11 protein-coding genes are annotated in these 13,332 nt (G+C 55.7%); 1 reads left to right on the forward strand and 10 read right to left on the reverse strand.

Translation table 11 applies throughout. The annotated features are described in order from the left end of the window. Positions 1-155: 155 nt before the first annotated feature. The 6 genes from SK3146_RS13360 to SK3146_RS13385 form a co-directional block, all read right to left on the reverse strand. Entirely contained in the window at positions 156-1,715 is a 1,560-nt protein-coding gene (locus SK3146_RS13360; RefSeq protein WP_249865505.1) for a response regulator transcription factor, read from the reverse strand. Beyond that, positions 1,693-3,480 carry a cache domain-containing sensor histidine kinase gene (locus tag SK3146_RS13365; protein ID WP_249865506.1) on the reverse strand — a complete coding sequence of 596 codons (1,788 nt, stop codon included), beginning with the start codon at positions 3,478-3,480 and terminating at the stop codon, positions 1,693-1,695. Before SK3146_RS13365 ends, SK3146_RS13360 begins: the two co-directional genes overlap by 23 nt. 103 nt (positions 3,481-3,583) lie before the next feature. Then, on the reverse strand, positions 3,584-4,426 hold the full coding sequence (locus tag SK3146_RS13370) for a carbohydrate ABC transporter permease (protein ID WP_249865507.1): 843 nt from the start codon (positions 4,424-4,426) through the stop codon (positions 3,584-3,586). 1 nt (position 4,427) lies between these two features. After that, positions 4,428-5,339, reverse strand: coding sequence for a carbohydrate ABC transporter permease (locus SK3146_RS13375; protein WP_249865508.1), 912 nt, complete (start codon positions 5,337-5,339; stop codon positions 4,428-4,430). Positions 5,340-5,538: 199 nt separating this feature from the next. Continuing rightward, on the reverse strand, positions 5,539-6,639 hold the full coding sequence (locus tag SK3146_RS13380; RefSeq protein ID WP_249865509.1) for a glycoside hydrolase family 88/105 protein: 1,101 nt from the start codon (positions 6,637-6,639) through the stop codon (positions 5,539-5,541). A 196-nt stretch (positions 6,640-6,835) separates the two neighbouring features. Next, a complete protein-coding gene (locus tag SK3146_RS13385) occupies positions 6,836-7,849 on the reverse strand; it encodes a zinc-binding alcohol dehydrogenase family protein (RefSeq protein WP_249866288.1) in 1,014 nt (337 codons plus the stop codon). Between the two features lie 129 nt (positions 7,850-7,978). Here SK3146_RS13385 and SK3146_RS13390 point away from each other — a divergent pair, with 129 nt between their 5' ends. Next, complete coding sequence (locus tag SK3146_RS13390; RefSeq protein ID WP_249865510.1) at positions 7,979-8,845, forward strand: helix-turn-helix domain-containing protein; 867 nt, start codon at positions 7,979-7,981, stop codon at positions 8,843-8,845. Between the two features lie 168 nt (positions 8,846-9,013). Here SK3146_RS13390 and SK3146_RS13395 read toward each other — a convergent pair whose 3' ends face one another. From SK3146_RS13395 to iolB, 4 genes are all read right to left on the reverse strand, one after another. Next, positions 9,014-10,483: a CoA-acylating methylmalonate-semialdehyde dehydrogenase gene (locus tag SK3146_RS13395; protein ID WP_283942819.1), complete on the reverse strand. Its 1,470-nt coding sequence runs from the start codon at positions 10,481-10,483 to the stop codon at positions 9,014-9,016. 18 nt (positions 10,484-10,501) lie between these two features. Next, a complete protein-coding gene (locus SK3146_RS13400) occupies positions 10,502-11,332 on the reverse strand; it encodes a class II fructose-bisphosphate aldolase (protein ID WP_249865511.1) in 831 nt (276 codons plus the stop codon). Positions 11,333-11,421: 89 nt separating this feature from the next. After that, a complete protein-coding gene (gene iolC / locus SK3146_RS13405) occupies positions 11,422-12,417 on the reverse strand; it encodes a 5-dehydro-2-deoxygluconokinase (RefSeq protein ID WP_249865512.1) in 996 nt (331 codons plus the stop codon). Between the two features lie 29 nt (positions 12,418-12,446). Next, positions 12,447-13,262: a 5-deoxy-glucuronate isomerase gene (iolB, locus tag SK3146_RS13410; RefSeq protein ID WP_249865513.1), complete on the reverse strand. Its 816-nt coding sequence runs from the start codon at positions 13,260-13,262 to the stop codon at positions 12,447-12,449. Between the last annotated feature and the right edge of the window lie 70 nt (positions 13,263-13,332).

Consider the following 13,332-nt stretch of genomic DNA (forward strand, 5'->3'; position numbering starts at 1 on the left):
ATACTGCCTTTTTCCTGCTTACAAGCTTCATATCAACCATCCCTTTTCCATTAGTGTCTTGTGCTTACTTAAATTATAAAAGTGCGGCAAGGCGATGGATATGACATAAACCTACAAAAGTTTGCAGAAAACAACAAATTCCGTATTTTCTTAAATTAATTTATTAAATCCGTCGGATTATAACCCGTTATTTTTTTAAACTGCGTGCTGAAATAAGAAATACTGTTGTAGCCGACTTTCTCGGCCACTTCGTAAATATACAGATTGCCTTCCAGCAGCATGCCCTTGGCTTTCTCCATGCGAATGCGCGTAACATATTGGTTGAACGTTTCCTGCATGACGTTTTTGAAAATTTGCCCCAAATAATTTTTCGATATTTGCACCTTATCCGCAAGCAAACCGAGCGTAATATCCTCCATATAATGCTCGTGAACGAATTGAATGACGAATTCGACCACCTTGCGGTGCCGCATATTCTCGCTCATATGGGTGCTGTGAATAATCGTCGTCACGATCGTCTCAAGCCACGGCTCCAGTGCGCCCGACGTTTCCGGCACCGGCTCGAAAGCCGGATAAATTTGCTTCAGATCTACGCCCACATCATATAGGGAATAAGCGATAATCGCCCACAGCTCCCCCGCCAGCAGCTTCATATCCGCTTTGGCGAATGGACTGCGCTCGGCTATATAAGTCCGCACCAAGGCCTTGGCCTGCTCTTCCTGGGCGTTCCGTATCGCCTCGGCGAGCTGATGATAGAAGCGGACGGAGCGGCCGGCCGCCCCTTCCGGGCTCGGCCCCCCTTCTTCCGGCAGTTGTCTCAAAGCTTGGGAAGCGGATTCGAACGATTCGCAAATGCGGTTCCAATCGTCCTGAACCGTGCCGATTCCTGCGGCCGTATGCAGCTTCAGATGCTTGGCCAGACTCGTCGCTATGCTCTCTTGGGCTGGCACTGCCTGCTTCGGAAGCGAGCCTGCATCCGCGCCTCGTTCATCCGAATGGAGGATGAGAGCGAACTGCCTTCCGTTCATCTGCACGTAATCGTAATCGAGCGCCTGCTGCTCGACCAGCTCTTGAACGATATTTTGCACGGCGAATTGCATCACGCCGCGGTCGAACGCGTACCAATTATCGAGCCCTTCGCTTTCCAGCAGCTCCAGACAGAGGACAAGATGAGTCTGACGCTCCCACTTGGCCGCCTTCAGCTTGATCAATTCCAGATCCATAACATCCTTGGCAGCACTTCCGACCAATACGGACTTCAGCCATTCTTTGACGATATACGGTTCGAACACGCGTATTTTCTTATCGGCATCCTCATTCTCCGAATGACGCATTTTTTCTTCGCTCAGCCTGCCGATCGTCCGGCTCATCACGTTCATCAGCCCCTCGATCGTGATCGGCTTGCTTACATAATCGTCGACCTCCAGGCGGAGCGCCTGACGGGCGTATTCGAAATCGGAGTAGCCGCTCAAGATAATGAACTTGCCTTGATACTTCCGCTCGCGCAGCTTCTCGATCATCTCAAGCCCATTCATCACCGGCATATTAATATCGGTAATGACGATATCGGGCCGATGCTCCAGCACCCATTCCACTCCCTGGCTGCCGTCCAGGCATTGCCCCGCCCATTCGGCGTTCAGCTCATGCCACGGGATCGACTCGCGCATCCCTTCCAGCAGCGAAGGATCGTCGTCAATGATCGCTATTTTCCACATGATCGGCTTCGTCCTTTCCTTGGTTGTTCGAGGCAAGCTTGGGGATTCGCAGCGTGACCTGCGTGCCCTCGCGCCCTAATCCTTGGATATCCAATTGATAATGATGCTCAAAAAACGCGTCCAGCCGGGAACGGACATTGCCGATGCCGTAGCCGCCGGACGTCTTCTTGCCGATGGTCTGCGCATAGCCCAAGCCGTTTCCGTTGTCGGTAATAGTAACGAGGAGCCAGCCGTCCTCGACCTCCACGCCGATCGCAATAGCTCCGTGCTCCCGTTCGTGAAAACCGTGCTTGATGCAATTCTCCACAAAAGGCTGCAGTGTCATCTTAGGAATATAAAGCTCAAGCGCTTCTTCGGAGGCGTCCACCCGGTAATGAATTTTGCTGTCGCCAAGACGAGTGCGCTGAATCTGCAAATAATATTCGACGAAATCGAGCTCCTGCGATACCGGGATCAGCGACTCTCCGCCGGACAAGCCGATTCTCAGCATCCGTCCGGTCATATCGAGTACCCGGCTCATACGGGAATTGCCGTCTTTGATCGCCATCCAATTGAGCTGATCCAAGGTGTTGTACAGAAAATGCGGGTTGATCATCGCCTGCAGCGCCTTGATCTCCGTCTCCTTCTTGCGCCGGTATTGCTCTTCCAACGAGACCAGCAAATCCTTGATTCTTCCGAGCAGCCTGTCGTACCCGGTGAACAGCTGGCCGAATTCGTTGTTGTAATCCCGAGGCAGCTTCGGATTCAGATCCAGCTCGGGATAGCGGTTCATGCTCTGCAGCAGCAAGTAGATCGGCTTGTTGTACATCCGGGTCAAGTACAAGCTGATCAGCAGCACCGCCACAATCGATACCGCGCCGATCGCGCACAGCACGCCGATCATCGACCAGCTGTCCTGCGCCAGCAGGTGCCACGGGGTAATTTCCGTCACGATCCAGCCCGAGCGCGTCATTTGAGAGGAGACGATCAAAGCTTTTTCAAATGAAAGCAGCTGTTTCACCGAGCTGGTTTGATGGGCTTCGCTCAGCCCGTCGACGCTTCTCACAATATTTTGGTAATCCGTTTCGTTCAGCACGATGCCGGGATTGCCGGCCTGGACGATTTTGCGGCCGCTCGAATCGAGCAGCAGCCTTAGGGACTGAAGCCCCTGCTCTCCGAGCATATCCTGAATCGTCGAAGCCTTGATGTTAATGAGGATGACGCCGGCATAATCGCCCGAGATGGAGGTCAGCTTGTGGGCAAAGCTCGCTACGGGAATGACTCCGTTCTGCGTCTGGGCGTTATGCTCCCCGATCCAGACGAAATCGCTTTGCATAACCAGATCGCTCCACGGCTCCTTGTTCATTTCTTCCAGCTTCAAATACATGATCGGGCCAATCGTATTAATGGAAGGCGGAGCCCCGATATACACATGGATGCTGTCGATGACAGGCGAGCTGAACGCGGCGCGAAGCAGCGAAGAGGTTACCCGCTCCTCCAGCGTATGGCGCTCGTACGGATCGGCCGGATTGCCGAGCAAATTGATCATATCCTGGTTGCGGGAGGCGGACAGGGAGATCGATTCGATAAAATTGAACTGCGACTGCAAATGATCGTTCAGCCCTACCAGCATCTTCTCCTGGTAAGACGCGGCGGTTTTCACAATCGATTTCATCGAGAAGTGGTAGCTCGTCCAGACAATGATCATAAGCAGCAAAATAACGAACACCGTAAAGCTGCCGAAATATAAATAGCGAATCGGATATTTTTTGAACAATCGCTCCATTGTAGTCACCTCTGCAGCTTGTGCGGTACTGGTACGCTTAAGGCATAAAACGCGAAAGACCGAAACATACCGCATGAGCGGCACATTTCGGACATCGTGTGAATCAGCCTTTGAGGCCGGAGGTGGCGATCCCTTCTACAATATAGCGCTGGGCTACGAAGAAGATGATCGTTCCCGGCATAATCGACAGGAAAGACATGGCGAACAATTGACCCCAAGGCGTGCTGGACTGCGCATCGACGAATACTTTCAAAGCCAGTCCCACCGTATATTTATCGATCGATTGAATGTAAATCATATGACCCAGGAAATCGTCCCAATTCCACAGGAAGCAGAAGATCGACATCGTCACGAGCGCCGGCACGAGCAGCGGCATAATGATCCGCCAGTAAATGCCAAACGACGTGCAGCCGTCCATCTTGGCCGCTTCGTCCAGTTCATGCGGAATGCCCCGAATGAATTGAACGAGCATGAAGATGAAGAAGGAGCCGCCGATTCCGCCCGCCAGCGCATGGGGAACGATGAACGGCAAATACGAATCGACCCAGCCGAATTTGTTAAACATGACGTACTGCGGAATAATCGTCACCTGGTTCGGCAGCATCAGCGTCAGCAAGACGATGGAGAACCAGAAGTTTTTGAGCGGAAACTTCATGCGGGCGAAGCCGAACGCCACCAGACTGCATGACAAAATCGAGGTAAAAAGCACGCTCAAAATCAGTTTAAACGAGTTGATATAGAAATGTCCGAACGAATAGCCGGTAATCGCGTTCCAGCCGCCGGGAAAATTGTCCAGCGTAGGATGCTTCGGCCAAATATCGGGAGAGGTCAGCTCCGTATTCGTCTTGAATACGGCGCCGAGCCACCAAAATACAGGATAAATGATAATGACGCAAAGAACAACCAGAACGATATGGGAGAGCAGCTTGCCGTTTTTCCGCTTCATCCTATTTGCCCCCTTCCGTCTCGTAATGAACCCATTTCTTCGAAGTCGCAAAGATCAGAAGGGTAACGATGGAGATAATGACCAGCAAGATCCACGCGAGCGCGGAAGCGTACCCCATCTGGTAGCGGCTGAACGCCTTCTCGAACAAGTACAGCGCGTACATATACGTCGATTCCATCGGTCCCCCGTGCGTGATGATGAACGCCTGCGTGAACATTTGGAACGCGCCGATCGTCTGCAAAACAAGATTAAACAAAATGATCGGAGAGAGCATCGGCAACGTCACCGAGAAGAACGTTCTTACCTTTCCCGCCCCGTCCACCGCCGAAGCCTCGTACAGCTCGGAAGGAATCTGCTTGAGCCCCGCCAGAAAAATAACCATCGACGAGCCGAACTGCCACACCGCCAGTATGATCAGCGTCGCCAGCGCGGTTTGCGGGAGGCCGATCCAGTTCTTCCCCTCAATGCCTATCTGAAGCAACAGCTGGTTGATCAATCCGTCCTTGCCGAACAAGTTGCTCCACAGAATGGCCACGGCCACGCTCGCCCCGATCAACGAAGGAAAATAGATGACCGTCCGGTAAATGAACATCCCCCGCAGCTTCATATTCAGCATGATCGCAATCAGCAGCGCTCCCCCCAGCTTTACCGGAACTGCGATAAGAACAAAGAGCAGCGTCGCCTTCAAGGAATTTGTAAATGAAGAGTCGTCGAGAAAAATTTTCTTGTAATTGGCAAGTCCGATCCATTTCTCCGCCTCCAGCAGCGAATAATCGGTGAAGGAGAAATAAAGCGACTGCAGCATCGGCCAAAAGGTCAGAAGAAAGAAGCCGATTAACCACGGAGAAATAAACGCATAGCCTTGCAAAGAAGTAAACCATTGCTTTTCCATTTTCGAAGCTGTTGTTTTCATCTGGTCACCGCCATTTATGTCTTGTTTGTATCTTAAGTATAAAAGGCATGACCGCCGCAAAAAACTAGGTAAACTAATGAATGTTTTAAGAAAACAACAAGTTCGGAAATTCTGCCCTCGTATCTTTCGCTTCTCTAGAAAACGAAGGACCGCCATGATCATATGAATGACCGGCGGTCCTGTAATCGATAATTCCCTGCTATGCCAAGCGCCTGATTTCGTTATACGCCATCAGAAGCGGCGCTACGCCGTGGCCGTTATTATCGGCGATCTGTTCGCCGGAGATGTAGTACTCGAAGCTTCCGTCACGGACAATGCCCGTGTCCGGATTGCGCCCGACACCCGCGCTCTTGCAAATGCCGCCGAGCAGCACCTCGCCGTTCTCCTCGCGGATGTACTGCCGCACGGTGCCGTCGAAAGCGCGCCTGCCGTACACGGCATATTCCTTAGGCAGCATGCCGAGCCGGACGCCCTTCAAGATGCCGTAAGCCATCATCAGCGTCCCGCTCGATTCCAGATAATTGCCGGAGGCATCCCCCTTGTCGACGACCTGGTACCACATCCCGCCGCTATGCTGATACGGCAGCATGCCGTCGACCGTCTCCTGGAGCAGCGCTTTAAGCGGCTCGATATCCGCTTTCTCTCCCTGCAGCAGCTCGTACACGTCGGTCAAGGCCATCGCCCACCAGCCGACGGCGCGGCCCCAGACGTTCGGCGACATGCCGCTTTCCTTGTCGCACCAGAAGATTTCCCGGCTTTCATCGTAAGCGTGATAATAGAGCCCGTTCGCTTCGTTATAAAGAAACTTCCGCACATTGGCGATTTGGTTCAACGTGTCGGAATAATCCTTGGTTTCGGCGAATTGCTTCGTATATTCCGCATAAAACGGCTGACCCATATACAGACCGTCCAGCCAAATTTGGTTCGGATAGTTCTCCTTATGCCAGAAGCTGCCGGAAGGCGTTCGCGGATAAGTCTTCAGCTGATCGTACAGCTGGTCCATCACGAATTTATATTTCGGGTCGTTCTCCTCGCGGTACAGCGGGAACAGCGCCGACGCCATTCGGATCTGATCGATGCTGTAATACGCCGGATCAATCTCGGGAATCCGGCCGTTCTCGTCGTACAGCCGGTCGATAAATTGCTTCGCAAAGCGGTATTCCGCCTGATTGCCCGTTTGCTCGTAGCTGTCCAAATACGCCTTCAATATGCAGCATTCGATATAATGCCAGCGGAGCGAATACCATTTCTCTTCCGCCATGTACTGCTCCTTCAGTTTCTCTACTAACTCGTACGCCACCTGTAACGCACCTCCATCATTCATTGCCGTCTCCGGAAGCGCAGCGTGCAGAAGACGGCTTCCCTTGCGGAAGCGTCTGCCTGTCGGCTGCGCATCCGGATGAACTTCTTTTATTATAAAATAGGGCGGAGGCCGCCGGATGACGGACTTTTTGCGATAAACAATAAAATATTGCAGAAACTAACGATTTGCTCTCTTACAGCTCTACGACCGCCTTGATCACGCCGTTTGCCGGGTTCAGCCAATCCTCGAACCGCTCGATCATCGTATCGAAGCCGGCGCGATGCGTAATGTACGCGTTAATGTCCACCGCGCTGCCAGACAGCGCTTTCATTACAACCTCGAAATCTTCGCGCGTTGCGTTGCGGCTTCCCATCAGCGTCATTTCCCGCTTGTGAAACTCCGGATCGTTAAACCGAATGTCCGCACTCACGAGCCCGACATAGACCAGCTTGCCTCCGTGGGAGACGTATTGGAATGCCGACTCCATCGACTTGGCGTTCCCTGTAGCGTCGAAGACGATCGACGGAAACTCGCCGTCCGTCAGCTCCCGCAGCTGCTCCTGCGGGTTATCCCGCACGTTCACGACCGCGTCGGCGCCGGCCCATTCCCGGCAGAACGCCAGCCGGGCGTCGTTCATATCCATCGCGATGACGCGGGCGCCCCGCTGCTTTGCGATTGCCATAACTCCCAGCCCGATCGGCCCTGCGCCGATGACAAGCACGTTCTCTCCCGGCTGGGGATCGGCGCGTCTGACCGCATGAGCCCCGATGCTGAGCGGCTCCAGAACGGCGGATTGATCCAGCGTCAACCCGTTCGTGACGATCAAATGATCGGCCGGCACGGCAATGAATTCCCGCATGCCGCCGTCGGTATGTACGCCGAGAACGCGCATTTGCGTGCAGCAGTTCGTTTTGCCGCTGCGGCAGGCGATGCAGCTTCCGCATTCCAAATACGGAATGACGGCGACCTGATCGCCGACGGCAATCCCGCGCGCTTCTCCTGCGATCGCTTCCACCGTACCGGACAGCTCATGTCCCAAAATGCGGGGATACGTAAAATACGGCTGATTCCCCTTAAACGCATGCAAATCCGTGCCGCAAATGCCGATTCTTCGGATGCGCACTAAGGCTTCCCCCTGCTGTGGAACGGGCGCTTCCGTTTCCGTTTGGTAAAACTCGTTAATTTCTCTGCATATGATCGTTTTCATCATCCCGGTCTCCCTTCATTTCGCGGTGCTGATTACATTCCTCATTATATTCGTTTAAATCGATTACGTAATTTCGAATTTTGACCCAAACCTAACCGATTTTGATATACAATGGTAAAGGTGATAAACATGCATACGATAATCAAGCAATTTCCCGAGAGCGGCGATTTTCCGTTTCATTTCGTTTACAAAGATACGAAAAGCCCGCAAAACGAGCTGTCCGACCATATGCACGAATGGTATGAAATCGTCTATGTTCACCGGGGCGAAGGCCTCTTTTTTATCGATCAGGCGTTCTATCCGATGGCGGAAGGTGACGTGTTTCTCATTCCGGGCGATACGATACACCGGGCGATGCCGGACAAGCATCATCCGGTCACTTCCTCGATCGTCTATTTCGGCGAGCGGCTGCTTCCCGATATTTCGCTCGGCGAGTCGTTCTCTCTCCCCTTACTGTTCCGTCATATCCAGCATCGTCAAAGCTACAGAGCTTCCCTAGACTTTCACGACCGCAAGCGCTGGGCCCGGCATATCGAGGAAGTGAAGGAGGAATCGGACCGCCGCGGTCAAGGATACCGCTTCGCGCTGCGGCTCATTCTGCATCGCATGCTGCTGGAGCTGGCCCGAAGCGAACGGATGAGCTTCCAGGAATCCGTCCCTCCCGCGCCGACCCGATACCCGTGGCTGCACGAGATGCTGGGGTACATCGACGCGCACTTGGACCGGCCGCTCAGCCTGTCGTCTTTGGCCAAGGAAGCGCTGGTCAGCCCCGAGCATTTCACGCGCGTCTTCAAGCAAATGACCGGTCTGCGCCTGACCGATTATATTCACAGCAAACGCATCGTGAAAGCCAAAAGACTGCTGCGGCACTCGGCGCTGCCTACCCACGAAATAGCGGTGCTGTGCGGCTTCGAATCGCTGCCCCATTTTCACCGCATCTTCAAAAAGCATACCGAGTCGACACCCGCGGCCTGGCGGCGGGCGTCGCGGGGCTGACCGGCTGAGGGAGCCAGCCCGATGGTCTGCCAGAAATAGCGAAGAGCAGGCGCGTAAGCTGCCTGCTCAATCTCAATGTATGGAACTACGTCTGCACAGACGAATGCCATGCTTCTTCAAATTGTTCTCGCTTGGCGTCGAGAACGGCTCTCCGGCCAGACGCTACCCTTAATATCGCGCCACAACCATTTTCTTGCGCGTATAAAATTCGACGCCGTCCTTGCCGTTCGCATGCAGATCGCCGTAGAACGATTTCTTGTAGCCCGAGAACGGGAAGAAAGCCATCGGGGCCGGTACGCCGACGTTGATCCCAAGCATCCCCGCGTCGATATGCTCTCTGTAATGCCGGATCGCCTTGGCGCTATCCGTATAAAGGCAGCCGCCGTTGGCGAACTCGGAAGCGTTGGCGATGTCGATCGCTTCATCCAGCGTTTCCGCCCGGACGATGGACAGCACAGGAGCAAAAATTTCATCCGTCCAAATTTTCATGCCTTGCTTCACATGGTCGAAAATCGTCGGGCCGACGAAATAACCGCTGCCGCCCGCCGCGGGCGCCTCGCGTCCGTCCAGAAGCAGCTGCGCCCCTTCGGCGTCCCCCGCTTCGATATACTGAAGCGTGCGCGCTTTGTGGGAGTCGCGGATGACCGGCCCCAGGAAGACGCCGGCCTGCGAGCCGTCGCCGATCGTCAGCGCCTTGGCGGCCTCGGTCAGACGGCTCACGAGCTCGTCCGCTACGCCGCCTACCGCTACGACGACGGAGGTGGCCATGCAGCGCTCGCCGGCGGAGCCGAAGGAGGCGTTGATGATCTCCTTGACCGCGAGATCGAGGTTTGCATCCGGCATGACGATGGAATGGTTCTTCGCGCCGGCCAGCGCTTGCACCCGTTTGCCGTGAGCGGCCGCCGTCTTGTATACGTACTCGGCTACCGGCTGGGAGCCGACGAAGGAAATCGCGCTCACGCCCGGATGCTCCAGCAGGCCGTTCACGACATCATGCGCGCCGTGGACGATATTGAACACGCCGTCCGGCAGCCCCGCCTCGGTCAGCAGCTCGGCCAGCCGGTTCGCGAGCAGCGGCGTGCGCTCCGACGGCTTCAGCACGAACGTATTGCCGCAGGCAATGGCCAGCGGAAACATCCAGCAGGGCACCATCATCGGGAAGTTGAACGGCGTAATCCCGCCGACGACGCCGACCGGATAGCGATGCATGTTCGACTCCAGTCCTGTAGCAATATCCGGCAGAGTGCTGCCCATCATCAGCGTCGGAGCCCCTGCGGCGAATTCGACGCATTCGATGCCGCGCTGCACTTCGCCGTAAGCTTCGCCGTAGCTTTTGCCGTTCTCCTTCGTGACCAGCTCGGCCAGCGCCTTCCAGTTATCGACCAGCAGCTGCTGGTATTTGAACAAAATGCGCGCTCTTCTCGGAACGGCGACCTGCTTCCATTCTTGGAAAGCTTCCGCGGCTGCCGCCACCGCCCGGTCGACGTCTTCCCGCGTCGACAGCGGTACGGTCGCCAGCGTCTCGCCCGTCGCCGGATTCGGCACGGTCTCGTACCTAGAGGATGCCGATTCCACCCACCGGCCGCCGATAAAATTGTGTAATGCGGGCACCGCCGCTATATGTGTAGGTTGTGTCATCACGAATCTCTCCTTTGTTTAGAAGCCCAAAATGGTAAACTTGCCGAGCGCCGCTTCCTGAACGGCCGCCATCGGCCGCTGGAACAAGCCGATCCGGTCGAACGCCTTCGGCTTCTGCTCCATCTCCTCGCGCAGCGTTTGACCGAAGGCCATGCGCAGCGCCGTGCCGATATTGATCTTGGCGACGCGCGCCGAGGCGAGTCTGCGCAGCTGATCGTCCGGCACCCCGCTGGAGCCGTGGATGACGAGCGGCGTGTCGACCAAGCTCTGGATGCGCTCCAACAGCTCGAAGTCGATGCTCGCCTCCTGCGTCTCCATCCGGTGCACGGTTCCGACCGATACGGCCACCGCGTCAATCCCCGTCTCGCGTACGAACTGCCGGACCTCGTCCGGGTCGGACAGCTGATGCTTCATCGCAATCGACGGATCGCTGTAGCCGACGGAGCCGATCTCCGCTTCCACCGAGATGCCGCGTTCATGCGCGTAATCGACGATTTCCTTCGTCCGGCGGATGTTCTCCTCCAGCGGCAGCTGAGAGCCGTCGTACATGACGGAGCTGAAGCCGTGCTCGATCGCCGAGGAGCAAACCTCGAAATCTTTGCCGTGATCGAGGTGCACGCAGACCGGAACGGAAGCGCTGCGGGCCGCCTGCAGCATCAGCGGCGCCAGGTAAGCGAGCGGCATATGCTGAATCGCCGGAATGTTGGCGGCCAGAATGACGGGAGCTCCTTTGGTCTCCGCCGCCCGAATGACCGGAATGATATCCTCATAGCCGAATATATTGAACGCCGGCACCGCATAATCCTTGGCTGCGGCTTCGTCGGCGAGCTGTTTCAATGTGACCAGCATGGTCGTATCTCCCCTTCTTGATCGTTTCGATCTCTCCAACGGACGCGCCGCTGCCGCTATTTAGGCCTATACCGGCCCTGTAACGGCTCTTAACGGCTCGTATGCTTGTCGATTACGGCTTGAATTTCTTCCGCCGTCGGCATCGCGTCCGAGCAGCTGTGGCTGGAAACAACGATGGATGCGGAAGCCGCCCCGAACTGCTGGCTGCGCGAAATGTCCCAGCCGTTCATCAAGCCGTAGATGAAAGCTCCCGCGAACGAATCGCCGGCGCCGAACGTCTTGACGACATTGGCCGGGAAGGTCGTGCCCGTGAAGCTTTGCCCGTCCTTCGTGAAGGCGACCGAGCCGTCTCCGCCGTGCTTGACCAGCACGATCTTGGCATGATGCGCAAACCAGCGGTCGGCCGTCGCCTGATCGTCTTTTTGCAGCGGCCCGTAAGGCGCTTCGAGCAGATCGAACTCTTCTCTGCCGCCCAGAATGACGTCGCTCTTCTCCGCCACGAGAGCGCAGTAGATGCCGGTTTCTTCACGGGATGACCACGAATAAGGGCGGTAATCGATATCGAAGAAGACGACGACCCGATGCTTTCTCGCCAGCTCCACCGCTTTGAACACGGCTTCCCGGGAAGGGCTCGCCGCAAGCGCGGTGCCGGAGATCATGATCGCTTTGGCGTTCTTGATATATTCCTCGCGGATATCGGCGGGCTCCAGCTTCAAGTCGGCCACATTATCGCGGTACATCAGAATGCTGCAATCGGTAGGCGATTTGATCTCGGTAAAAGCAAGCCCGGTCACCGTGCCCGACTTGTCGGTAATGACGTTCGACGTGTCGATGCCGCGATCCTCCAAATACTTCGTAATGAAGCGCCCGTGCTGATCGTCGGACACGCGGCCGATAAAGCCGGAGGCTTTGCCCAGTCTCGCTACGGCAATCGTAATATTGGCGGGCGAGCCGCCGACATATTTGGTAAACGTTCTCGTCTCTTCCATCGGACGGTGAATTTCGTTCGCGTTCAAATCGATGCACAACCGGCCCAAGCCGATAAAATCCATCGGACGGCTCTCTTCAAACGTAATCAAGCTCATATTCGGCCTCCTCGTTCACTCGTTTATCGTTACTTCCAGCTTTCAAAAATCCATTCATGATCGGTATCGTTCTTGAATTTCCACGTTCTGACCGGCCCGGCCATGACGTTCAAATAATACAGGTCATAGCCCGGAGGCGCCGAGACCGGATGATAGCCCCTCGGAACGAGCACGGCATCCCCGTTGCTTACAGCCAGCGTTTCGTCCAGCGAACGGTCGTCCGTATATACCCGCTGGATGGCAAAACCGTGCTCGGGCTGTACTTTATGATAATACGTTTCTTCCAAATACGACTCTTCCGGAAGCCGCTCCTCGTCATGCTTATGCGGGGGATAGCTCGACCAGTGGCCGCTTGGCGTCAGCACCTCGACGACGAGCAGACTGTCCGCCGGCTCCTGCTCGGGGAGAATTTGATGAATGCGCCGCTCGGCGCTGCCTTTGCCGCGAATTTCGACCTCAATCTGCGACGGGGCGATCAGTCTCGCTGCGTACGTTCCTTTGCCGGGAGCTCTGCACACGGCCAGCTCCAGCGCCGTCAACGCTTCAACCTCGTAACGGTCGCCGGACGGGACATAGACCGCATAAGGCGGAATTTGCTCGAATACGCTCATCCGCTCGCCGATGCTCTCCCAGCGCTCTTGCTCCGTCGAGACGTTCCCCTTGCCGCCGATGAGCACGAGGCATACTTCCTCGTCCCCCGTCTCCTGCTGCAGCCGCTGTCCGGCCTCCAGCCGGAACACTTCAAAGCCTACATACCGCCAGCCCGCCGATTCAGGCGTAATGCGCAGCACGCTACCGTCCGATGCGGGTGCCGCGCTGCTTACGATCAACTCGCTTTTTGCCATTGCCGTCTCCTCCTTCATTCCGGTGCTCCATTGTCCGTATCCTTCCGTCCCGCACATCTATCCGTTTTTT

Source organism: Paenibacillus konkukensis (assembly GCF_023523925.1).
GTDB classification, from domain to species: domain Bacteria; phylum Bacillota; class Bacilli; order Paenibacillales; family NBRC-103111; genus Paenibacillus_S; species Paenibacillus_S doosanensis.

Bases quoted from the DNA above. Each gene is read 5' to 3' on its own strand.
- SK3146_RS13360 (WP_249865505.1), bottom strand. From the start codon at position 1,715: ATGTGGAAAATAGCGATCATTGACGACGATCCTTCGCTGCTGGAAGGG.
- SK3146_RS13365 (WP_249865506.1), bottom strand. From the start codon at position 3,480: ATGGAGCGATTGTTCAAAAAATATCCGATTCGCTATTTATATTTCGGC.
- SK3146_RS13370 (WP_249865507.1), bottom strand. From the start codon at position 4,426: ATGAAGCGGAAAAACGGCAAGCTGCTCTCCCATATCGTTCTGGTTGTT.
- SK3146_RS13375 (WP_249865508.1), bottom strand. From the start codon at position 5,339: ATGAAAACAACAGCTTCGAAAATGGAAAAGCAATGGTTTACTTCTTTG.
- SK3146_RS13385 (WP_249866288.1), bottom strand. From the start codon at position 7,849: ATGAAAACGATCATATGCAGAGAAATTAACGAGTTTTACCAAACGGAA.
- SK3146_RS13390 (WP_249865510.1), top strand. From the start codon at position 7,979: ATGCATACGATAATCAAGCAATTTCCCGAGAGCGGCGATTTTCCGTTT.
- SK3146_RS13395 (WP_283942819.1), bottom strand. From the start codon at position 10,483: ATGACACAACCTACACATATAGCGGCGGTGCCCGCATTACACAATTTT.
- SK3146_RS13400 (WP_249865511.1), bottom strand. From the start codon at position 11,332: ATGCTGGTCACATTGAAACAGCTCGCCGACGAAGCCGCAGCCAAGGAT.
- iolC (WP_249865512.1), bottom strand. From the start codon at position 12,417: ATGAGCTTGATTACGTTTGAAGAGAGCCGTCCGATGGATTTTATCGGC.
- iolB (WP_249865513.1), bottom strand. From the start codon at position 13,262: ATGGCAAAAAGCGAGTTGATCGTAAGCAGCGCGGCACCCGCATCGGAC.